Here is an 18,238-nt window from a genome sequence, read left to right as displayed (position 1 = left end):
TCAGTGACCGGAGGTGTATCCGGTCCTTGCGGTACGGCGGGCGGCGGTCATCAGGCGGGCGCCGATCCTGGCGGTCAGCTCGTCGTCGCTCACCTGCCCCGGCGACCAGGCGGAGAGTAATCCAGCGAGGCCAGCTCGGTCACGGCCACCGCCTCGCGCTCGGTCCATGGCAGGAACGCGGCCAGCGCCCTGACGACCACCGCTGCGCCCAGTGCTGCTGGCGGGCTCCCCTGTCAGGTACGCCGCGCCCGCAGACGTGAGTTCCGGATCCGGGCACTTCGCCACCATGTCGGCGAGCACCTTCCGGCGTTCGCCCAGCTCGGCGGCCAGCTTTTTGGGCGCGCTCGCGTCCGGCCGCTTCACGGAGACCTTCGCTCCGCCCCGCCGGGGGTGGAGAGCGCGCAACCAGGTGGGCGGCAACGTCAGCCGGTCCTCGTCCTCAACGCTGCCGGCGGCTGCAGGCGAAGCCACCGGGGAAGCCGCCTGCGGCGAGGAGGCTCCCTGCGACGAGGGGGCCGTTTCGTCCTCCGTGTAGCCCCTGCGCAACTTCTCCGCCACCGGCTTGTCCGCGGCCGCCGTGGCGACGGCGGCCGAGCCGAACGACTTGACCTGCGTCTGACCGGCCGCGCCCAGCCGTCCATACCGGACGTGCAGCTCCGCGCCGTCCTGGCGCACTTCCCAGAGCTTGGCCGAACCTCCGCCGACGAACGTCAGCGTGCGCTCCATACTCATGCCGATACCGCCACCCTGCATCCCGTCAGCCTCTTGATCGACAGCGGCGAGTATGGCGTGAACGACCGACAAAGTAGAGGGGAAGGCCAGCCGGGGAGGTTGGGGAAGGTCCTCGGCAGCGGTGGTCTTGAGCAGGCAGCGGCCGAGTGCGCGACGCATCTGGATGAAGGCCGTCAGCGGTTGTCCCACGCGGGCCAGCCGGCATCGCCGGAACGAGTACGGGCACCTTGCCGATCCAGGGAACGCTCCGCTGGAGCGGGTCGACTTCGTGCGTCCGGACTAGCGGCGCGAGCGCACCTGGCACTGGCGGCGGACCGCGCGTCGGCGTGGCGCCGGTGGTGTCAGGAACGGCTCGCGACACCAGAGCCGCCCAGGTGCCGGGCGAAGAACCGGATCGAGCTGTCGATCTCGAAGGACGGGACGCGAAAGTGGCTGCCGGGGTTGGCGTGCAGGGTCTTCTCGGCGGAGCCGAGCGCGTCGAAGAGCTTCATGACTGTGTCCCGCGGATTGCCTTCATCGTCCCACTGCAGCACGAACTCGACAGGGATCGTGATCCGCGCCGCGGTGTCGATGAGCCAGTCGCTTCCGACGAGGCCGAGGACGGCGGCTTTGATCCGAGGCTCGGCCGCGACGAGGCGGATGCCCATCTCACCGGCCTGGGACAGGCCGTAGTACCCGATGGGCCAGCTGTCGCCGACGGAGTCCAATGTCTGGAGCGCGTCCAGGGTGGTCTGCCAGTCGGGTATGAGCTGCGCTGCCACGGTCTCGTTGAGGGCAGGCCACGCCGGGCCGAAAGGCTCGCCCGCGGCCTCCCGTTCCTGGATGAGCGCGACGAGCCGCCGGATCTCCGGGTGCTCCGGCCTGTCGCCGGTACCTGGAGCGTCGATCGAGGCGACCGCGAAGCCGCAGGAGGTGACGTACGGGAAGGCCCTGGAAACGACCTCCCATCCCTTCTTGTGCTGGCCGCCGCCGTGCCCGATCAGGACCAGCGGATGGGGACCGGAGCCCTCGGCGGGCGTCCACAGCACTCCGGGGATATCTCCGATGGTGAAGAGCTGTTCGCGGATGCCGTCAGCGACGGTTTCTGAGGCGATGCGCATGGCAGGATTACATCGGCATTCCCGCTGACGCGGCGAGCCAATTAACCGGGCGGCCAGGCCGGCGACGGTGGGACGAGATCGAAATCCGGGTCGCCAACGCCCGTTCCGAGGCCGCGAACACCACGAGCAGGCACATCAAGCGCACCGGACGCGCACTACCAGGCCCGTATCCTGCTACGCAGCCACCGGCAGACACGCCGGCGGCGCACACGCTTGAATCAGCAGGCCACCACGGCAAACTGCGGATAGCCACTTCGGTACGTCCGCCGACGCAGAATTCTGGACTCCCTCGAGTAGTTGGGGCTGGAAGCGCACGTCAGCGTTTCCGGTCTCCAGCGTCATCACGGCGCCGATCGGGAACGAGCGAGAGACCGAGGCCAGCAGACTTACGATGTGATCGTCGTCCCAGACCCACCCACGCTGGAAATGCGGCCCTGGTCGTGGGCGAACACGATTTGCAGGCTGGGAAGGAAGCATATGCGGCCAGGCATTTCAGGCGGCGGGAGATTCGCCGAGAACTACCGGCTCTTCGTAGGGGAGGGTCTGGCCGAGTCCTGCTGTCTCACCTGGGTCGAACTCGCCGATCCGGACGAGGTCGCGCGGCGGTTCGGCGCGACCCTGGACGACGTCCGTGAGTGCACCATTGCCAAGGCGAGAGGCGAGCTGCCGTCATACCCTGGCCACAACGCGCCGCACGTGATCGTATGCGGACGCGCGGGTGACCGCGTCGTCGTGATGGAGCCTCTGGGCTGGCATGGCAAGGTGAAGATCGAGCAGATTTCAGCCGATGGGGTCGAGGTCCTCAACCTGTTCGCCAACCTGAACACGCGGCTCAGCCTCCGGCGGGCGGTCGACGGTCGGGTCCTGACCGTGGTCGACAGCGGCGGCCTTCGATTCGCCGGAGGTGAGGATCCTCACGGTCTCGACGACCGCCTGGGGGACCTGCCGCTGTTCCCGCCGCATCCTTATGACGAACGGCAGGGGGCCTTCCTGGAACTCGCGTTCACGTTGGCGGGGCACCGGTTGGACGTCGACTGGTTCGAAACCGCGGTTCACCGGCGCTACTTCGTCCGGAATTGACCCTCTAGTCCGTAACGTCGGTCAGTCGATTGCCTGCTCGGCGATCGCCGCGATCGTGTGCTCCACCCTGTCGGGCCCGAACGTGGTCCCCTGCTCAATGGCAGGTGCGGGCGATACCCGCTCCATCGTTGCTACAAGGATCAAGGAGAAGTCTCGCGCCGCCGGGGCCCTGCTCCGACCGCATGCTGCGAGTGCGATCTCGGAGCCGTTCTCGCATGTGCCCGCCTCAGCGCCGAGACTGAGAAATCTCCCACCTCGGATAAGAAATCGTCGATGATGTGCCGCCGACCTGCATCATTACGCCGAATCATGCCCTAGAACCGCGATTAGCTGCAGAACCAAGACACAGTCATGAGCCGTTATGACGACGCGCTCACCGCGTTCAAGACGGCCCCCGTCAACACCGAACGGGCGGGCCGCAGGGACCACGAGGCCCACGTTCGTAACAACCGGGCGGGGTCTATTACCGCCAAGGAAGATGCGAGGAAGCCCTGCACGAGCTACGGCTCGCCCTGGGGATGGCGGAGGAGCACGGCGACACCGGTGACCTCGGTCTGCTCCACGACACCCTGGCCGACGCCGTGTTTTCGAGCGGGATAGGGTTACCGGCCGATGCCCAGCGCTCCGGCTACTGACTGCACCGCTTCTATGACGGCGGTCCCTGCGGTTCCCCCCAGGGCGGCGATCCCGCCGATCCTCTCCAAAATCGTTTCGGCTCGCCGAGGGTCGTCCGTAGCTCCTCTCAGCTCCTGCGCCGCCTCCTCCAGGAATTCGGCGCGCTCGGGTGCCAGCTGTGACTTCAGCCCGGCTATAGCGCTCATGAGCTCGTCCAGCGCCGGCACCGAGGTGTCCCCGGCGGTGAAACTTCCGCCAGAGACCGAGTTGTCGTGGCCGAAAACCCCGGCTGCCCTGTCGTGAAAGGTGTAGCTGTCGCCTTGCATACGGGTCCTCCATTGGACAGAGAGGAAGTTGATTGTCTTGGGTGTGTCCCGCTCCCGCTTGGCCGCCTCCAATGCGTTGATCACGTTCTCGAGGCTGCGTACGATGCCCTTGCTCTCCCGCCCGAGGTCGACGGCGAGGGCCGCCAGGTCGCCGATGTCGAACCCGGTCGCCTCGGCCGCGATGCCGAGCAGCGTGGGTTGGTCATAGGTGTCTCTCGCTCGCTTCGAGAGCAGCTTCAACTGAGGTGCGAGGTAGTCGCGCAGTTGCTTGGGGTCGAACTCGACCTGCTGAGAGCGCCACGTCCGGAGCACTAACCGCAGAGTCTCCAGTTCTTGGTAAGACCGCCACAGCGCGTGGCGCAGCCTTCGGACCTCGCTCGTGTAGTAGTTGCCGCGGCGCAGGACGAACATGGACATGGGCCGGTTGTTCCAGCTCACCGGAGCCGTCAAGATCTTCAATTTGCCGTGGCCGGTTTCATACTCGTTGATGAGGACGAGCGGGCGCCCGGCGACCATCCATCGCCGGTCCGGCAGGTGACCCGCATGAGTGGTCAGCGCCAGGAGCTTGGCGGTCAGTGCCCGGCCGGACTCGGCAAGAGGACGGTCCAACTGGCCGATGCGAATCGGCAGGCTGAGCACCCTGGTGGCGAGCGCGTTGGCCGTGCGTGGGCCGACGCCCTCCCGCCACTTGACGACCATGCCGAGATCAACCCGCCAGGCAATGCCGGCCCCCAGCAGGCGCCGGTGTGTCGGCTTGATCCAGACAGCCGAACGATCAAACCAGCCAGGCGTGAACCGGACCAGCCGCGACGCGTCGATGTAGGTCTGCTCTCCTCTCCATCCGAGGGCCGCCGTCCCGAACCCGGGCAGGCTCCTGACCACGCCTAGGCCCCGGACGAACTCCTGTCCGACATCTGGATCGGGCCAAGTGGGACGAAGAATTCGGCCTGTTTCTGAGCCGATGAGTGACCGCAGATCCGCCACGGGCAGTTGTACGTTCACGAACTGGCTGCGTGTGGCCAGGTTCCGTACTCGTGCCATAAGGGCGACAGTACTGAGCCATCGAGCGCGAAGAAAGGCACAACGGTCTCCGCGCCGAACGTGTGGAGACCGCCGGGCGTGCGCACGATGACATGCGCGGTGGGAATCGAACCCATGACCATCGACACCACTGCAGCTTGTATCTCAAGCGAGTGCCAACAGCCCGGCCCAGCCGACCCGCTTATCCCTACCCCACCGAGCCCGCAGCTCGACGAGGCGCTTACAACGTAACACGACGTCCTCGCCATAGCACGGGCAACGACTGTCTGGACGGCATACTGATCCCCGGCGGTTTCGGTTACGCCGCGCGCGTGCCCGTCCTGGAATGGCTCAGCCAGGACGCGCAGGTGCGGCACGTGTCGTGGAACCTCACACGTGTGAGATTTCTGGAGTACGTGGCCAACAGGTGGCGGCTTGCCGTGATCCCGGAACTGGATCCGCACGCGCTGCACGGCGTCGACCCTGCCGCGCTGCAGGATGTGGCGGCAGCGTTGGAAGGAGTGGCCGGCGCTCGTCGGCTGGCGCAAGCGGCAGCCGCCATGGCTGCCAGGCGACTGGTTCGACGAACCCCGACCGGGGCACGCTGGTGTAGGCATCGATCCAGTACACCCGCCTTCCGCCCCGGCGCCGCTTCTCCGCCTGGCTGCCTGCGCAGCGGCACTCTGTGTCGGGCCGCGTCCCGCCGCGACCTCAACTGCGCGTGCGGTTCAGCATGACCAGCCCGGCGATGAATGACCCGAGCAGGACCGGTGAAAGGACCGCGAGGGCGCCCCACACAACGAGGCCGAGATAGCCGAGCGCGGACGAATTGTGCGTCGGGTCGGCGTCGGCGGCCGCGAACAGCCCCAGGCCGAGGACGACACCGGCCACTGTGAGCGCGATCGGCGTCCAAAGGAGCACGCGGGCCCACACACGGTGCGTCCGACTGTAGACACGCCGGGCCGCCGGCACGTTCCGCCGCGGGGGATACCAGACGGATTCGCTCATGCCCCATTTGTACCAGCCGTGTAGGTCTCGCGCCGCCGGGGCCGACCGTGGCGGCGCGGGGATCGTTAGTGGGTCGTCGTGGGTACAGGTAGACGTTCGGCGTGCATCCGTACTCGCCCGGTTCCCCCAAGGTGCGGTCGAAGTCGGTGAACCGGAAGGAAGCGGCGCCGTCGGGCCGCATCGCGACGACGCAGTCGCGCTGCGGCGACCGCGACGAGCTCAGCGCCCTCGCCGGGCCTGCACCACGTCGACAGAGGGTGTATTTGCTTTGGTGGATGATCCCAAGCTGGACAGGTGTGGGCCCAGACGTAACGACTTGCCGCTGGCCATTCGTTCTGAGCTGCACAGTGCTCCAGGCCGGTCGGTGAGGGCACCGTCTCCTTCCTGCGGATCCGTTCGCCGCCGCGGTATCTTCCGGCGGCCTGGTGCTACGGTTGGCTCTCAAATACGCACATAAGGGGACACATGTTCGGCATTGTCCGTCCGTGTCGGCACGTCATGTGCAAGGGGCTCTACGCGGACTGGATGGGTCACCTGTGCGGGCTCTGCCTGGCGCTCCGCGACGAGCACGGACACCTGTCGCGCCTGGTGACCAACTACGACGGCCTGCTCGTATCCGTCCTCACCGAGGCCCAGTCGCCCACGTCCGCGTCGCGCCGGCGGGCGGGCCCGTGTGCGCTACGCGGTTTCAAGGGCGCCGACGTAGTGGAGTCCGAGGGGGTACGGCTGGCGGCCTCGGTGTCGCTGCTCCTGGCGGCCGGAAAGGTGAGCGACCACGTGGCGGACGGGGACGGCGTGTACGCCCGCGGCCCGGTGGCCGCCGGCGCCACTCGCCTGGCGGGCCGCTGGTCCTCGGCCGGCACGGCCATGGCCGGCACGCTGGGGTTCGACCCCACTCCGCTGACGGCAGCGGCCGACCGCCAGGCCCTCCTGGAACGCACCCCAGCCCAGGCGCCCCCGGGGAGCAGCGCGGCGCCCGGGTTACGGGAGTTGACGGGGCCCACCGAGGACGCCGTCGCCGCCGCGTTCGCGCACACCGCGGTGCTCACGGGGAAGCCGCACAATCGGGAGGCCCTGGAGGCGGCCGGTCGCGGATTCGGGAAGCTGGCACACCTGATCGACGCGGTGGAGGACTTGGCCGACGACCGGGCGTCCGGGGCGTACAACCCGCTGGCCGCCACCGGCACCGGCCTGGACGAGGCGCGCCGCCACTGCGACGCCGCGCACGCCGAGCTGCGCGCCGCCGTGGACGAGCTGGACCTGCCCCGCCCCGGCCTGACGCGCGCCCTGCTGGTGCGGGAGACCGGCAGCGCCGTCTCCCGAGCCTTCGCCACCGCCGGAACCCACGGCACCGGCCACCCGCCCGGACACGCGCCCGGCGATCCCGGCGCGCCGCCGGGAGGACGTTCGCCGAAGCAGGATCCCGGTGGGCTGCTGTCGCTGGCGTGTGCCGCGCTGACCTGCTGCACGTGCGGCCTGTACCGGCCCGCCTGGGACGAGGACCGCGAGGGCTCCTTCTGTGAGCGCTTCGACTGCTCCGGCTACGACTGCTGCGGCAACTGCTGTTCCTGCTGCCCGGGCGAGGACGGCTGTTGCTGTGACGGCTGCGGCTGCGACTGACCGCCGTGGGAGTCACGTCAGCAGGGTCTGGGCGATAAGCCCGGTGGCCGATGCCGAAGCGCCCGGTCAGGATCGCGACCCCCGGAGCGTGCCGTCAGACCTCAGCACCGGCGGTCAGCCGCGCTCGGTGCGTGCTCGGGTGCACCGATCCCGCACACATCATGATCCATTCACCGTCTCCGGCTGCTGCGGGAAGAGCAGTGGCCCCGCCTCGCCGCGAGCAGGCGGCGACTGCGGGGCCGGACGCGTAATCCGACTGTCGGCCTCGCAGCGAGATGAGTCTGCCTGCCCGTGCTCTGGTGTTCTTCGCTGGGCAGCAGAGCGGCGGTCTTCTCGGCCGCGGCCCTGGCGGCCTGGGGGTAGACGGAGGTGTAGGTGTCGGCGGTGAAGGCGCTGGAGGTGTGGCCGAGTGTTTCCTGCACCACCTTCATCTCCACCCCGGCTGCCAGGTAGGCGAGCCACTGGAATGGGTCGGAGACGTGTTGCGGGTGGAGTCGGCTGACGTCCGGCTGAGTGAAGACGAACCCGGTGTCGGCCCACGCCTCTCCCGTGGCCAGTCGTTGTTGAAGTCGTCGTTGCCGGTGGGTGCGCAGCATCGTGGCGGTGTCGGCGTCCAGGGCGATGGTCCGTACGGAAGCGTCGGTTTTCGGGGTTTTCATTGCTGCGGCGATTGCCATGCCGGCCGCCCGTTGTCGTCGCCGGTAGTGGCTTTGCCCGGGTTCACCCCATCACGGCGTTATCGGAGCAGTCCCAGCCCTGTCCATCGACGGCAGCAGTCCGGCGGCCGCTGACCCCGCGGACCAGCGCGACGATCTCACCTCAGCGGCGCGGCCGCCCGCGGTGTCTCTTGCCGTTTGATCTCCATCATCCGGCGTGCCGCGACGAAGTAGCCAAATGCGGCGCCTCGGTTCACAGGCCGGTTTTCAGCTACGCTGTGCTGCATTGCCCTTGTTCGCCGCATGGAGGCTGAGGGCCATCGTGACAAGACCGACGATCGCCGATGTCAACGTCACGTCCCAGTTGTCGTCGTACGTCCCGTACGCCCACGGGGCAGTGAGCATCAAGGTGCCCCACACGGTATTCACCCATTCCGCCCACACCATGGCCGGTCTCGCGAGAGCTACGACGGCGGTGCCGACAATGAGGATCCCAAAGGTGAGCAGCGTGCCGGTGGCTCCTCGCTCGCCGTCGAACCAGAGTGGGGAGAGAATCCCGTAGAGACCGGCGGCCAGAATCGCCCAGTCCTGCCAGCGTGACCATGCTTTCATATCAACCTCCGCGCAGACGGGAAACTTCTGATCAGTTGATTGTAGAAAGAATTGATCCGTCCGGCTGTTCCGCTCTGGGACGGAGCCATCATCCCACGTCTGGGTGTTCGGGTTTGTGGCAACGCGACGGCGCGCGGGGGTCATGCCCGTTGAGGGCGGGCGTGACGATCGTGTGAATTCATGGACCGATGGCTATCCTCGGACCCAGGTTCTCCCCCTCATCGACATCGGCGCGTGGGTGCTGACCGGCGGTCTTTGGCTGTACTGCCATGCGATACACCGACGAGGCGTTCTCCGGTGACGCCGGGCCGGCGGCGCACACGGCCGACCGCGTGCATCGAGACGGTCGTCGGGAAGATCATCGTCAAGTCGGTGCATCGGGAGTCGGCCCCGGCACATGCGCGACCAGCTCACTGCTCGGATCGAGCGGGTCAACAAGGGAACGGACCGGATCACGCGGAACCCAGCCTGCTACCGCCGGCCGCGACATCCGCGGCGACGGTGAGCGAATCTGTGAGCGGTCGACCCAGCAGGCCCACCAGGTCGGGGCTGCTGTTGCTGAGGAAGCCGTGGCGGACATTGGTGGCGATTGAGGCGAGCATCGGCGGCTGGAATGGCAGCAGGTTGGCATCGCTGAGTAGGCGGGTGCGGTACGCATCCAGCCCGATCGTGTGGTGGGCGACGCCGAGACGCTCAGCGATGTCGCCGGCGGTGATCGGGTAGCCAACCAGGTCGTAGACCCTGCCGACATGAGCGATCGGCTCGCTTGCGACAACGGCCGCGGCAGCTGCCAGGTCGGCCCGCGCTACCGCGGAAAGCGCGCCGGTACCGAATGGTGATTCCAGGCCGTCGGGAGTCCGGGCGAGCAAGGCACCGAAGAGCTCGGCGTACAGCCCGTTGCGGAGGATGGTCCACGCGAGCCCGCTGGTCTTGATCATCTGCTCGGTGGCCCGGTGGGCGAGTGCGAACCCGAGGTGATCCCCGGCGCCGGTCAGGCTGGTGTAGATCACGTGGGCCACGTCGTCGCGGCCTGCCGCGTCGAGAAGAGTCCGGTGACGCGCGATGACCTGGTCGTCCTCGGCATACCCGGCCGAGACGAGGACCAGGGTCGAAACGCCGGTGAGGTCGAGGGTTGCGGGGTCGTCAAAGTCAAGGTGGCGCTGTGCGTCGGTGGGAGTGCGGCTCCCTCCCTGGGCAGGTACTTCTCGCTCGTCCAGCTCAGCGAGTGTGAGGGAGGCGAGCTGTCCGCTGGCGCCGGTCACCATGATCATTTGCGGTTGGTCTCCTGCCGTGGTTCTCTTCAGTAACTACGGTGAGATCCTGAACCCGCGCCCGGCGGCTCGCAAGGAGGCAGTTTCGTGTCACCCACGCACACTGATGTAACCGCTGGAGCCGCCGAGCTCGAACCATGCGGACAGCCGGATCACCCGGACTGCGGCATCCGAGACGTTCTTGACCGGGTGGGCGACAAGTGGTCGGTTCTCGTGATCGTCGAACTCGCCAATGGGCCGCGGCGCTTCCGCCAACTCCAGCGCGCCATCGACGGGATTTCCCAGCGCATGCTGACCCTCACGGTGCGCCGCCTGGAACGAGACGGCCTCGTCCTCCGGACCGTGTACCCGACCGTACCCGCCCAGGTCGACTACCGCCTCACCGAAACCGGCGCGAGCCTCACCCACCTCGTCAAAGCACTCGCCGACTGGTCACTGGGACACCGCGCAGCCATCGCACAAGCCCGTCAGGCCTACGACGTCGACTACCCCGACAACGAGATCCGGTGACGCGCAGCACGTGGTCAACTGAGGGGCCCGGATCGTCCGGTCCACGACACCACGCTCGGAGATTGGGTGAACACCTATCGGCGAACCCGGGGCGACGACGTGGCGCCGGCGCATGATGCGGGCGAGAAGAAGAGCGAGCGCGAACTCGCGATGAAGCGGGAGAATCGCAAGCTCCACGAAGAAACAAGTTCTTGGGGAAAAGCCGCGGCCTTCTTGGCCCGTGAACAACGGTCGTCCAGTTCGGCGCTCCGATGTCGGGTGGGCGGCGCCCGGAAATGGTGTTCCCCGGGCGCCGCGTCAGGGTCAGCCCCAACCGGCGGTGCGCATCGCAAACACCTCCCATCGGTTCAGCGGCGTGCGCCCCGCTTGTGCCTCTTGGCGATGAATAACGCGAGTCTCGCGAGAGCGAAGGTCCTGATCCTGTCGAAGACGCGGGTGGAGTTTCCGTAGCGGAATTATTCACCCAGCCGCGCAGGGAATAAACTGCGCCGCGATTTGTGGAGATGGTGGTGTGCCTGGGTTCGATGGAGCCGGTTCACGGTTACCAGGGGGCGCGGTTCTGACCAGCCGGAGTGTGCTCGACGCCGCCGCACCAGATGCGACGGATATTCCGGGTAGCGCGAATGTCGGCAAGCGGGTCGCCGTCGATAAGGACCAGGTCGGCGCGCAGCCCTGGCTCGACAGCACCGCGATCGGTCAGGCCGAATGCCCCGGCCGCGAGCCGGGTGGCCGCGCGTAGTGCCTCGGCGGGGCTCAGACCGGCGTCGACCAGCAGTTCGAGCTCGTGGTGCAAGCTGGCGCCGGCTTCGGGCTGGAACGGCACGCCGGCCGTGTCGTTCGTGTCGGTGCCTGCCACGACCGGCACCCCGGCCTGGTGAAGCAGACCCACGCTGCGGCGGGCACCCGCGAGTCCCTCCGGCCGTCCGATCGTTGCCGCGATGCCTTCCATCATGGTCATTGTCGGAACCACGGTGCAGCCGGCGTCCGCGATCCGGGCCACGACCGGCAGGTCCAGTGGTGGGCCGAGCGGGACGTGGGTGATGATGTCCGCGCCGGCATCGAGGGCCATGATGACGGCGGCCTGGGACACGGCGTGCACCACGACCGGCTTGCCGTGGGCGTGTGCCGCGCGCGCCAGGGCTGTCACGGTTTCCTGGTCCGGGCCGCCTTCGCCCGGATCGGCCACGATTTTGATGTAGTCGCTGCCTTCGGCCAGCCGCGCGGCGACGAACGGCTCCGCCTGCTCCGGGCCGGTGACGATGGCGTCGGCCAGCATCGTCGGGATGCGCGAGTGCAGGCCGCCCGGGCCGATGGCGGGGATGCCCGCGCTTCGCACGTCGCTCCCGCCCCGCACGCCGCGCAGCCTGGCCAATCGCTGCGCCGGCCAGGTCGCCATGTCCAGCCCTGTGGTGACCCCGTACGAGCAGAGTTTGTCCCGCGTGTTCTCGCCGCTGAGGTGGATGTGCGCATCGATCAGGCCGGGCAGCATCACACCACCGTCAGCGTCGATGACCTCGGCACCGTCAGTGTCGGTGCCGATCACGCCGTCGGCGATGACGACCGTACGTGGCGCGGACAGCCGATGTCCGTCAAAGACCCGCACGCCGGTGACTGCAACTCGATCACTCATAACCCTTCCTTACCTTGCTTCATGGAGCTGAGCCGGTCAGCTCCGGGTGTGGCTGCCATGGGCATCGTCCGCGCCGGTCGCGCTGATGCCCGGCCCGCTGTCCGGCCGGGTGCGCATCGACCACCACAGTGCGGTCAGCGCCAGGAGCCCGGTGGTGAACGCGGCGTAGCCGATGCCGGTACGGCCGGCCAGGCTGTAGCCGATGGCACCGACGAGTCCGCCTGCGCTGATGCCGAGATAGATGGCGCTCTGGTGAAGGCCGAGCACGATGGGCGCCACATCAGGCGCCGCCGCGGCGACGCGCAACTGCTGCGGGACGTTGACCATCCAATGCAGCATCGCCCAGGCGCCGACGCCCAGCAGCACGAGTGGCATGGTGACCGCCACCAACGGGACCGCCAGGACCGCGACAGTGAGCCCGGGTGCGGCCGCCGCGATTGTGCGACCTGGACCGTACCGATCCGCCAACCGTCCGGCGAGGAGGTTGCCGGCCACCGCTCCTGCCCCGAAGACGAGTAACGTCGAAAACTGGCGGTCCGGGTCGCCTCCGGTGGCCGGCAGCAGCACCACGTCGATGAAGTTGTACACCGTCCAGCTTGCGGTCAGGCACAGCCATGTCGCCAGCAGAGTGGCGAGAACCCGCCGATCTCGCAGCGGCGCCACCCGGTTTCTGAGGGCGACCGCCGGCGACCCGTCGAGCGCCGGCAGTGACAGAGTTCCGGCCATCGGCAGTGCGGCGAGGAGTGCGAGCAGGCCGAGCGCCAATCGCCAGCTCGTCGCGCTACCCAGCCACGCACCGGCCGGAAGACCCAGGACGATTGCCGTCGTCAGGCCACCCACCACAACGGCCACGGCGCGTCCTTGTCGATCTCCTGTGACCAGGCGACGGGTGACTGCGAGTGCGTTGGCGGTGTAGACGCCGGCGCCTACACCGGCGATCACGCGCGCGGCGGCCGCACCGGGAAAGTCCATCGCGACCGCGGTCAGGGCGTTGCCGACGCCGAACACGGCCAGCGCGACGAGCAGCACCTGTCGTGGCGGCCGGTGCCCGACCAGAGTGGTGAGCAACGGGCCGCCCAGTGCGTAGGCGAGCGCGTACACCACGATGAGCTGCCCGACCACGGCTCGGCCGGCGTGCAGGTCGGCGCTCATGTGGCCGAGCATGGGCGCGATGACGAACGTTGAGACCCCGACCGCGAAGTTGCCTGAAGCGAGCGTGAACAGCTTCGCGTTCATGGGGCTCCTCTCGGCGACGTGGACGGGTCCGTCACGATGTAGTTGAAGATCTCAACCATGACGGGAATGTTACCCGTGCTAGTTGAAATCATCAACCACTATCCTTGGCTCATGGGTGATTCAGGATGGCTGGACGACGCCGAGCAGCGGGACTGGCGCTCCTTCGTCGAAGGGTCGGCGCTGCTGCAGGAACTGCGCGACCGTCGGCTTCGCCGCCACCACAACCTCTCGCTGGCGGACTTCGAGATCCTGGTGCGGCTGTCCGAGGCGCCTGATGGCCGCCTTCGCATGGCCGAACTCGCCGAGTTGTCGTACTACTCCCGAAGCCGGTTGTCGCACACCGTCGCCCGGCTGGAGGCACGCCGGCTCGTCCAGCGAGGCAACGACGACGAGGACAAGCGGGGTGTGGTCGCGTCGCTGACAGAGACGGGGCGGGCGGTGCTCGTCAAGGCCGCCATGGACAACGTGCAAACCGTGCGCGAGCACTTCATCGACCTGCTGAGCCCGTCCGAACGGGAGGCGATCGGCCGGGCCTTCCGGGCGGTGGCGGCCAAGGTCCGTCAGTCAGCCGACCCCGCTGATCGGCCCTGATCGGGTGGTACGGCAAGTCCCAGGTCAAAGCGGTCCTGGTGAGGGCTTGTCGGGTTCTCGGACGATCGATCCATGACAACGGACACCAACCGCGATGTGCCCATGCCAGCAGATACACCGGCACCGGGCGCGGAACAGCTCATGGCGGCGGATACGACGACGGTGGCGCTGGTCACCGGAGCGAACAAAGGGCTGGGCAGGGAGACGGTACGCCGCCTGTCGCGGCGGGGCTGGCGGGTGTTCCTGGCCGCCCGTGATCGCGAACGCGGTACGCGGGCGGCGGACGCGCTCGGCGTCGAGTTCGTCCAGCTCGACGTGACCTCGGACGACTCCGTTGCCGCGGCGGCCGAGGTGGTGGCCGGAAGGGCCGGCCGTCTTGACGTACTGGTCAACAACGCCGGAGTCGGCGGCCCACGGCTGGATCCCGCCGACATGGGCGCGGACTCGCTGCGGGTCCTGTACGAAGCCAACGTGTTCGGCCCGGTACGGGTCACGCACGCGTTCCTGCCTCTCCTGCGCAAGTCGGACCATCCCCGTGTCGTCATGGTCTCCAGCGCGCTTGCATCCCTGACCTACGCCTGCGACCCCGCACGTCCCGAGTCCGGCTTCCTGAGCCTGGACTACGCCTCATCCAAGACCGCACTCAACATGATCGTCTCCCAGTACGCCCGTGCACTGCCCGGTTTCAAGGTCAACGCCGCCGATCCGGGAAACCCTGCGACCGACATGAACCAGCACACCGGCATGCACACCGTCGCGGAGGCCGCCGAGTCGGTCATCCGGTTGGCCACGCTGGACCGCGAAGGGCCGACGGGCGGCTTCTTCGACCGCAACGGACCCGTCCCCTGGTAGGAGCCCTCATGACCAAGATCCTGACGATCGGCCTGCACCCAAGCGCGGTCGACTTCTCCGATCACCCCGGCCTGGACGAGGCGACGCTGGCTGCCCGTATCGAACAGGGTGAGGCAGCGCTGCATGCGGCAGGGCTGGACACCGTGGCGTGCCTCATCGGCACCGATCCGGACGCGGCCGAGAAGACCGTACGCGAGCGACTGTCCACCGAAGGTCCCTTCGGCCTGGCCATGATCGGGGCGGGAGTACGCGTGCTGCCGGAGCACACCGTGCTCTTCGAGCGGCTGATCAACGTACTGGTGGCGGCGCACCCTGATATCCGGTTCTGCTTCAACACCTCCCCGGAGACTACGATCGACGCGATCCGCCGCTGGACGTAGCCTGTCCGCGCTCGACGCCACGATCGAACTCGCCAGCCTTCCTGTCGAGGGCTGGCTCGTCGAGGCGGAGGTCATCGCTGCCCACAGATGTTGTCCCGCGAAACCCTGATCGGCGAAGACGTGCCGGATCGGGGTGGCCAGATGCGCCGATAGCAAGCGGTTGTTCCGCCGTCGCGGTCCTGTAGCTCGCGGACATCACCGCGGCTGTCCAACGGCTCCTGGGCGTCTCGATGCTTATTCGGCGTGCCGTGCCAAAGTGGCGGTGGGCTCCCTGACGACCATGACCGCCTCGGGGCTCGCGGCCGGGCTCGCATACGGCCTCACCACCGGCGACGTGGCCACCCACCTGCCACGCGTGCTCGGCGCCGCCCTGTCCCTGGTGCCCGCGGTGTGGACCGTCGGCGCGGTCGGCATCCTCGCCCTCGGCCTGATCCCTCGCTGGGCGGTGGCCGCCGTGTGGGTGGTGTTCATGTTCCAGCAGCTCTTCGGCGAGCAGATCGGCCCCGCCCTGGGCATCGACTACTGGATCGCCAACGCCGTCGTGCCCATGCACCACATCCCCAAGGTCCTCACCGGCGCCGAGTTCGACGCGACCCCGCTACTCGTGCTCACCGCCCTGGCCGTGGCGCTCGCCGGCGCCGGCTTAACGGCCCTCAAGCGCCGCGACCTCACCTGAGGCGACGCATGCCAGAGTGGGGACGGGCCCTGGGGCCGCGCGAATCACAGCCGTTGGAGGCCGGTGACCCGGAGCAGGTCGAGCGCGGCGGCCTCGGGCGTTCCCGGCTTGGCTGAGTAGACGAGCACGGTCTGGTCGGTGTCCGGGAGGAGCAGCGTGTCGCAGTCGAGGATGATCGTGCCGATCTCGGGATGGCTGATGCTCTTGGCCGCGCTGTACCACTGCGCGGAACGTCCCTCTTGCCACAGTTCGTCGAATCGCGCGCTGCGGCGGCGCAACTCGCTGATGAGGTGGGCCAGATCGGGGTCCTCCGGGTAGCGGGCCTGGGCGGCGCGTAGTGTGCCGACCGAGGCGCGGGCGGCGGCGTCGTCCTCGTCCGGACCATCGGTGACCTGGCAGCGGCTGCTGCCCAGGAACCGCTGCCAGATGAGGTTGCGCTGCGGCCGGGGCCAGGCGGACATGTCGCCGTGCAAGGCCGCGGACAGAGGGTTCCACGCGAGCACGTCTCCCTTCGCCGACAGCACGAGTACGGGCAGGGCGGCCATCCGGTCGAGGAGTCGCAGCACGCTCGGCCGCACCACCATCGCGACCAGCCCATCGTGCGGTGGTTCGTGGCCAGCGAGCCGGAAGACAAGGTCGCGGTCGTCGTCGCCGAGCCGCAGGGCCTGTGTCAGCGCGGCGACGACCTGCGCCGACGGCCGTGGGCCGCGTCCTTGTTCCAGGCGGACCACGTATTCGACGCTCAGCCCGGCGAGCATGGCCACTTCCTCCCGGCGCAGCCCCGGTACCTGACGGCGCGGGCCGGATGGCAGGCCGACGTGCTCTGGGCGCACCCGGGCGCGTGCCCGGCGCAGCACTTCAGCGAGTTCGGCGCGGTTCACCTCTTCATGATGGCGCATCGGCCCCGGGCGGGGGTGGTATCACCGGTCCCATGCCCCGCCGGTCCTGGCGTGACTGGAGCCTGCCCGGCCAGCATCGACCACATGACAGACGCGAGAGCGGTGGCGCTGGTCACCGGAGCGAGCAAGGGTTGGGCCGCGAGAGCGCGCGCCGCCTGGCCGCGCAGGGCCCGGCGCGGCGCATCCGCCTGCCGCACTCGGATCGCCGCCCTGCGCATGATCGCGATGAGACCGCCTCCTGCGCGGCCGACCACAGAACACATCATGGCCCCGGCCACGCCGTACTCACCGCCTTCGGCCTTGGTGCCGGGAGCGGAAACCCGTTCCGACCGGGATTCGGGCGGCCGACGCCCATCCCATGAGGAGGACGACCATGCCCTTCACCATCACCGACGTACCGCACCTGCCCGCGGGATTCTCCGAGGTCTTCACCAGTCACAGGGTCCGGACCGGCGACCTCACCCTGCATGCCGTGGCCGGCGGCGGCGGGGAGCCTGTGCTGCTGCTTCCCGGCTGGCCTCAGTTCTGGTACTGCTGGCGCCTGGTCATGCCGCGACTCGCGGAGCATTACACCGTCGTGGCCGCCGACGTGCGCGGCATGGGTGGCAGCGACAAACCCGCCACCGGATACGACCCGGCCACGTTGGCTGACGACATGGCCGCCCTCATGACCGGCCTGGGACACGACCGCTTTGCCGTCGTCGGCTACGACCTCGGCATGGTCGTCGGCTACGGCCTGGCCGCCGGCCACCGTCACCGCGTCACCCGCTTGGCCGTGGCCGAGGCGGTCCTGCCGGGCCTGCCCGACGCCCCGCCACTGCCCATGGCGGCGGCACGCGGCGACCTCCTCTGGCACTTCGCCTTCAACCAGCTTCCGGCCGAGATCAACGAACGCATGGTAGCCGGCCGGGAGGAGATCTATTTCGACTACCAATTCGCATCCAAGGCCGCCACTTCTGACGCCATCCCGCCTCACGCCGTGCAGGCCTACGTCGACGCGCTGCGTGACCCGGCCGCGCTACACGCCAGTTTCGAGTACTACCGCGCAGACGCCTCGGCGCAGGTGCGGCGGTGGCGCCGGCTAGGGCCGCTGACCATCCCCGTGCTGGCCATCGGCGGGGAGCTGAGCGGTACCTACGTGGAGCAGGTGATGCGGCTCGTGGCCACGGACGTCACCGGGCTTGTCGTCCCCGGTGCGGGGCACTTCCTCCCCGAAGAGGCCCCGGACGCCATGGCGAAGGTGCTGCTCGACTTTCTGGGATGAGGCACGGACGAACTTCCGGCGACGAAGCGGGGGAGGAGCGGCACCGCATCCGGCTGAAAGCCGCCGGGCACGTACCTGTGTCCACGCCCACCATGGCTTCATAGGATCCCAAGGCGACGGCTGGCGTGGACCAAGAGCGGACTCTGCGCGAATCAGTGTG

Annotated in this window: 18 protein-coding genes; 8 read left to right on the top strand and 10 right to left on the bottom strand. The window is 68.5% G+C overall.

Annotation, left to right across the window (positions count from 1 at the left end; all coding sequences use genetic code 11):
• The gene (locus tag ABGA98_RS38920) at positions 1-732 is read right to left on the bottom strand and encodes a WGR domain-containing protein (RefSeq protein WP_347623469.1); all 732 of its coding nucleotides are present in this window, start codon (positions 730-732) and stop codon (positions 1-3) included.
• 341 nt (positions 733-1,073) lie between these two features.
• A complete protein-coding gene (locus ABGA98_RS38915; protein WP_347623468.1) occupies positions 1,074-1,832 on the bottom strand; it encodes an alpha/beta hydrolase in 759 nt (252 codons plus the stop codon).
• A 393-nt stretch (positions 1,833-2,225) separates the two neighbouring features.
• Between ABGA98_RS38915 and ABGA98_RS38910 the strand changes: the two genes are divergently transcribed.
• Complete coding sequence (locus ABGA98_RS38910) at positions 2,226-2,912, top strand: hypothetical protein (protein WP_347623467.1); 687 nt, start codon at positions 2,226-2,228, stop codon at positions 2,910-2,912.
• Between the two features lie 602 nt (positions 2,913-3,514).
• On the opposite strand, the gene ABGA98_RS38905 is transcribed toward ABGA98_RS38910, so the two are convergent.
• Both ABGA98_RS38905 and ABGA98_RS38900 read right to left on the bottom strand, forming a co-directional pair.
• Positions 3,515-4,894 (bottom strand): hypothetical protein, encoded by a 1,380-nt coding sequence (locus ABGA98_RS38905; protein WP_347623466.1) that lies wholly within the window; start codon positions 4,892-4,894, stop codon positions 3,515-3,517.
• A gap of 690 nt (positions 4,895-5,584) precedes the next feature.
• Positions 5,585-5,881 (bottom strand): hypothetical protein, encoded by a 297-nt coding sequence (locus tag ABGA98_RS38900; RefSeq protein WP_347623465.1) that lies wholly within the window; start codon positions 5,879-5,881, stop codon positions 5,585-5,587.
• Between the two features lie 465 nt (positions 5,882-6,346).
• On the opposite strand from ABGA98_RS38900, the gene ABGA98_RS38895 reads away from it, so the two are divergent.
• Entirely contained in the window at positions 6,347-7,501 is a 1,155-nt protein-coding gene (locus ABGA98_RS38895) for a DUF5685 family protein (RefSeq protein ID WP_347623464.1), read from the top strand.
• A gap of 170 nt (positions 7,502-7,671) precedes the next feature.
• On the opposite strand, the gene ABGA98_RS38890 is transcribed toward ABGA98_RS38895, so the two are convergent.
• From ABGA98_RS38890 to ABGA98_RS38880, 3 genes are all read right to left on the bottom strand, one after another.
• A complete protein-coding gene (locus tag ABGA98_RS38890) occupies positions 7,672-8,160 on the bottom strand; it encodes a hypothetical protein (RefSeq protein WP_347623463.1) in 489 nt (162 codons plus the stop codon).
• A 264-nt stretch (positions 8,161-8,424) separates the two neighbouring features.
• The gene (locus ABGA98_RS38885) at positions 8,425-8,769 is read right to left on the bottom strand and encodes an SPW repeat protein (RefSeq protein WP_347623462.1); all 345 of its coding nucleotides are present in this window, start codon (positions 8,767-8,769) and stop codon (positions 8,425-8,427) included.
• A gap of 452 nt (positions 8,770-9,221) precedes the next feature.
• Positions 9,222-10,040 (bottom strand): NAD(P)H-binding protein, encoded by an 819-nt coding sequence (locus tag ABGA98_RS38880; protein WP_347623461.1) that lies wholly within the window; start codon positions 10,038-10,040, stop codon positions 9,222-9,224.
• 87 nt (positions 10,041-10,127) lie between these two features.
• Between ABGA98_RS38880 and ABGA98_RS38875 the strand changes: the two genes are divergently transcribed.
• Entirely contained in the window at positions 10,128-10,550 is a 423-nt protein-coding gene (locus tag ABGA98_RS38875) for a helix-turn-helix domain-containing protein (protein WP_347623460.1), read from the top strand.
• A gap of 541 nt (positions 10,551-11,091) precedes the next feature.
• On the opposite strand, the gene ABGA98_RS38870 is transcribed toward ABGA98_RS38875, so the two are convergent.
• Both ABGA98_RS38870 and ABGA98_RS38865 read right to left on the bottom strand, forming a co-directional pair.
• Positions 11,092-12,180 carry an amidohydrolase family protein gene (locus ABGA98_RS38870; protein WP_347623459.1) on the bottom strand — a complete coding sequence of 363 codons (1,089 nt, stop codon included), beginning with the start codon at positions 12,178-12,180 and terminating at the stop codon, positions 11,092-11,094.
• A gap of 36 nt (positions 12,181-12,216) precedes the next feature.
• Positions 12,217-13,416 carry an MFS transporter gene (locus ABGA98_RS38865; RefSeq protein ID WP_347623458.1) on the bottom strand — a complete coding sequence of 400 codons (1,200 nt, stop codon included), beginning with the start codon at positions 13,414-13,416 and terminating at the stop codon, positions 12,217-12,219.
• A gap of 111 nt (positions 13,417-13,527) precedes the next feature.
• Between ABGA98_RS38865 and ABGA98_RS38860 the strand changes: the two genes are divergently transcribed.
• From ABGA98_RS38860 to ABGA98_RS38845, 4 genes are all read left to right on the top strand, one after another.
• Positions 13,528-14,007 (top strand): MarR family transcriptional regulator, encoded by a 480-nt coding sequence (locus tag ABGA98_RS38860; RefSeq protein ID WP_347623457.1) that lies wholly within the window; start codon positions 13,528-13,530, stop codon positions 14,005-14,007.
• Positions 14,008-14,148: 141 nt separating this feature from the next.
• The gene (locus ABGA98_RS38855; RefSeq protein WP_347623456.1) at positions 14,149-14,859 is read left to right on the top strand and encodes an SDR family NAD(P)-dependent oxidoreductase; all 711 of its coding nucleotides are present in this window, start codon (positions 14,149-14,151) and stop codon (positions 14,857-14,859) included.
• 8 nt (positions 14,860-14,867) lie between these two features.
• Positions 14,868-15,239 carry a hypothetical protein gene (locus ABGA98_RS38850; protein ID WP_347623455.1) on the top strand — a complete coding sequence of 124 codons (372 nt, stop codon included), beginning with the start codon at positions 14,868-14,870 and terminating at the stop codon, positions 15,237-15,239.
• Between the two features lie 256 nt (positions 15,240-15,495).
• Positions 15,496-15,915, top strand: a complete 420-nt coding sequence (locus ABGA98_RS38845) for a hypothetical protein (RefSeq protein WP_347623454.1) — start codon at positions 15,496-15,498, stop codon at positions 15,913-15,915.
• 44 nt (positions 15,916-15,959) lie between these two features.
• Here the strand turns inward: ABGA98_RS38845 and ABGA98_RS38840 are convergent, their stop codons facing one another.
• The gene (locus ABGA98_RS38840; RefSeq protein WP_347623453.1) at positions 15,960-16,796 is read right to left on the bottom strand and encodes a helix-turn-helix transcriptional regulator; all 837 of its coding nucleotides are present in this window, start codon (positions 16,794-16,796) and stop codon (positions 15,960-15,962) included.
• Between the two features lie 391 nt (positions 16,797-17,187).
• Here ABGA98_RS38840 and ABGA98_RS38835 point away from each other — a divergent pair, with 391 nt between their 5' ends.
• Positions 17,188-18,078, top strand: coding sequence for an alpha/beta hydrolase (locus tag ABGA98_RS38835; RefSeq protein ID WP_347623452.1), 891 nt, complete (start codon positions 17,188-17,190; stop codon positions 18,076-18,078).
• Positions 18,079-18,238: the final 160 nt, after the last annotated feature.

It is taken from the genome of Nonomuraea sp. B1E8 (assembly GCF_039871515.1).
Classification (GTDB): Bacteria; Actinomycetota; Actinomycetes; order Streptosporangiales; family Streptosporangiaceae; genus Nonomuraea.
This window is presented reverse-complemented; position numbering and strand designations above follow the sequence as displayed.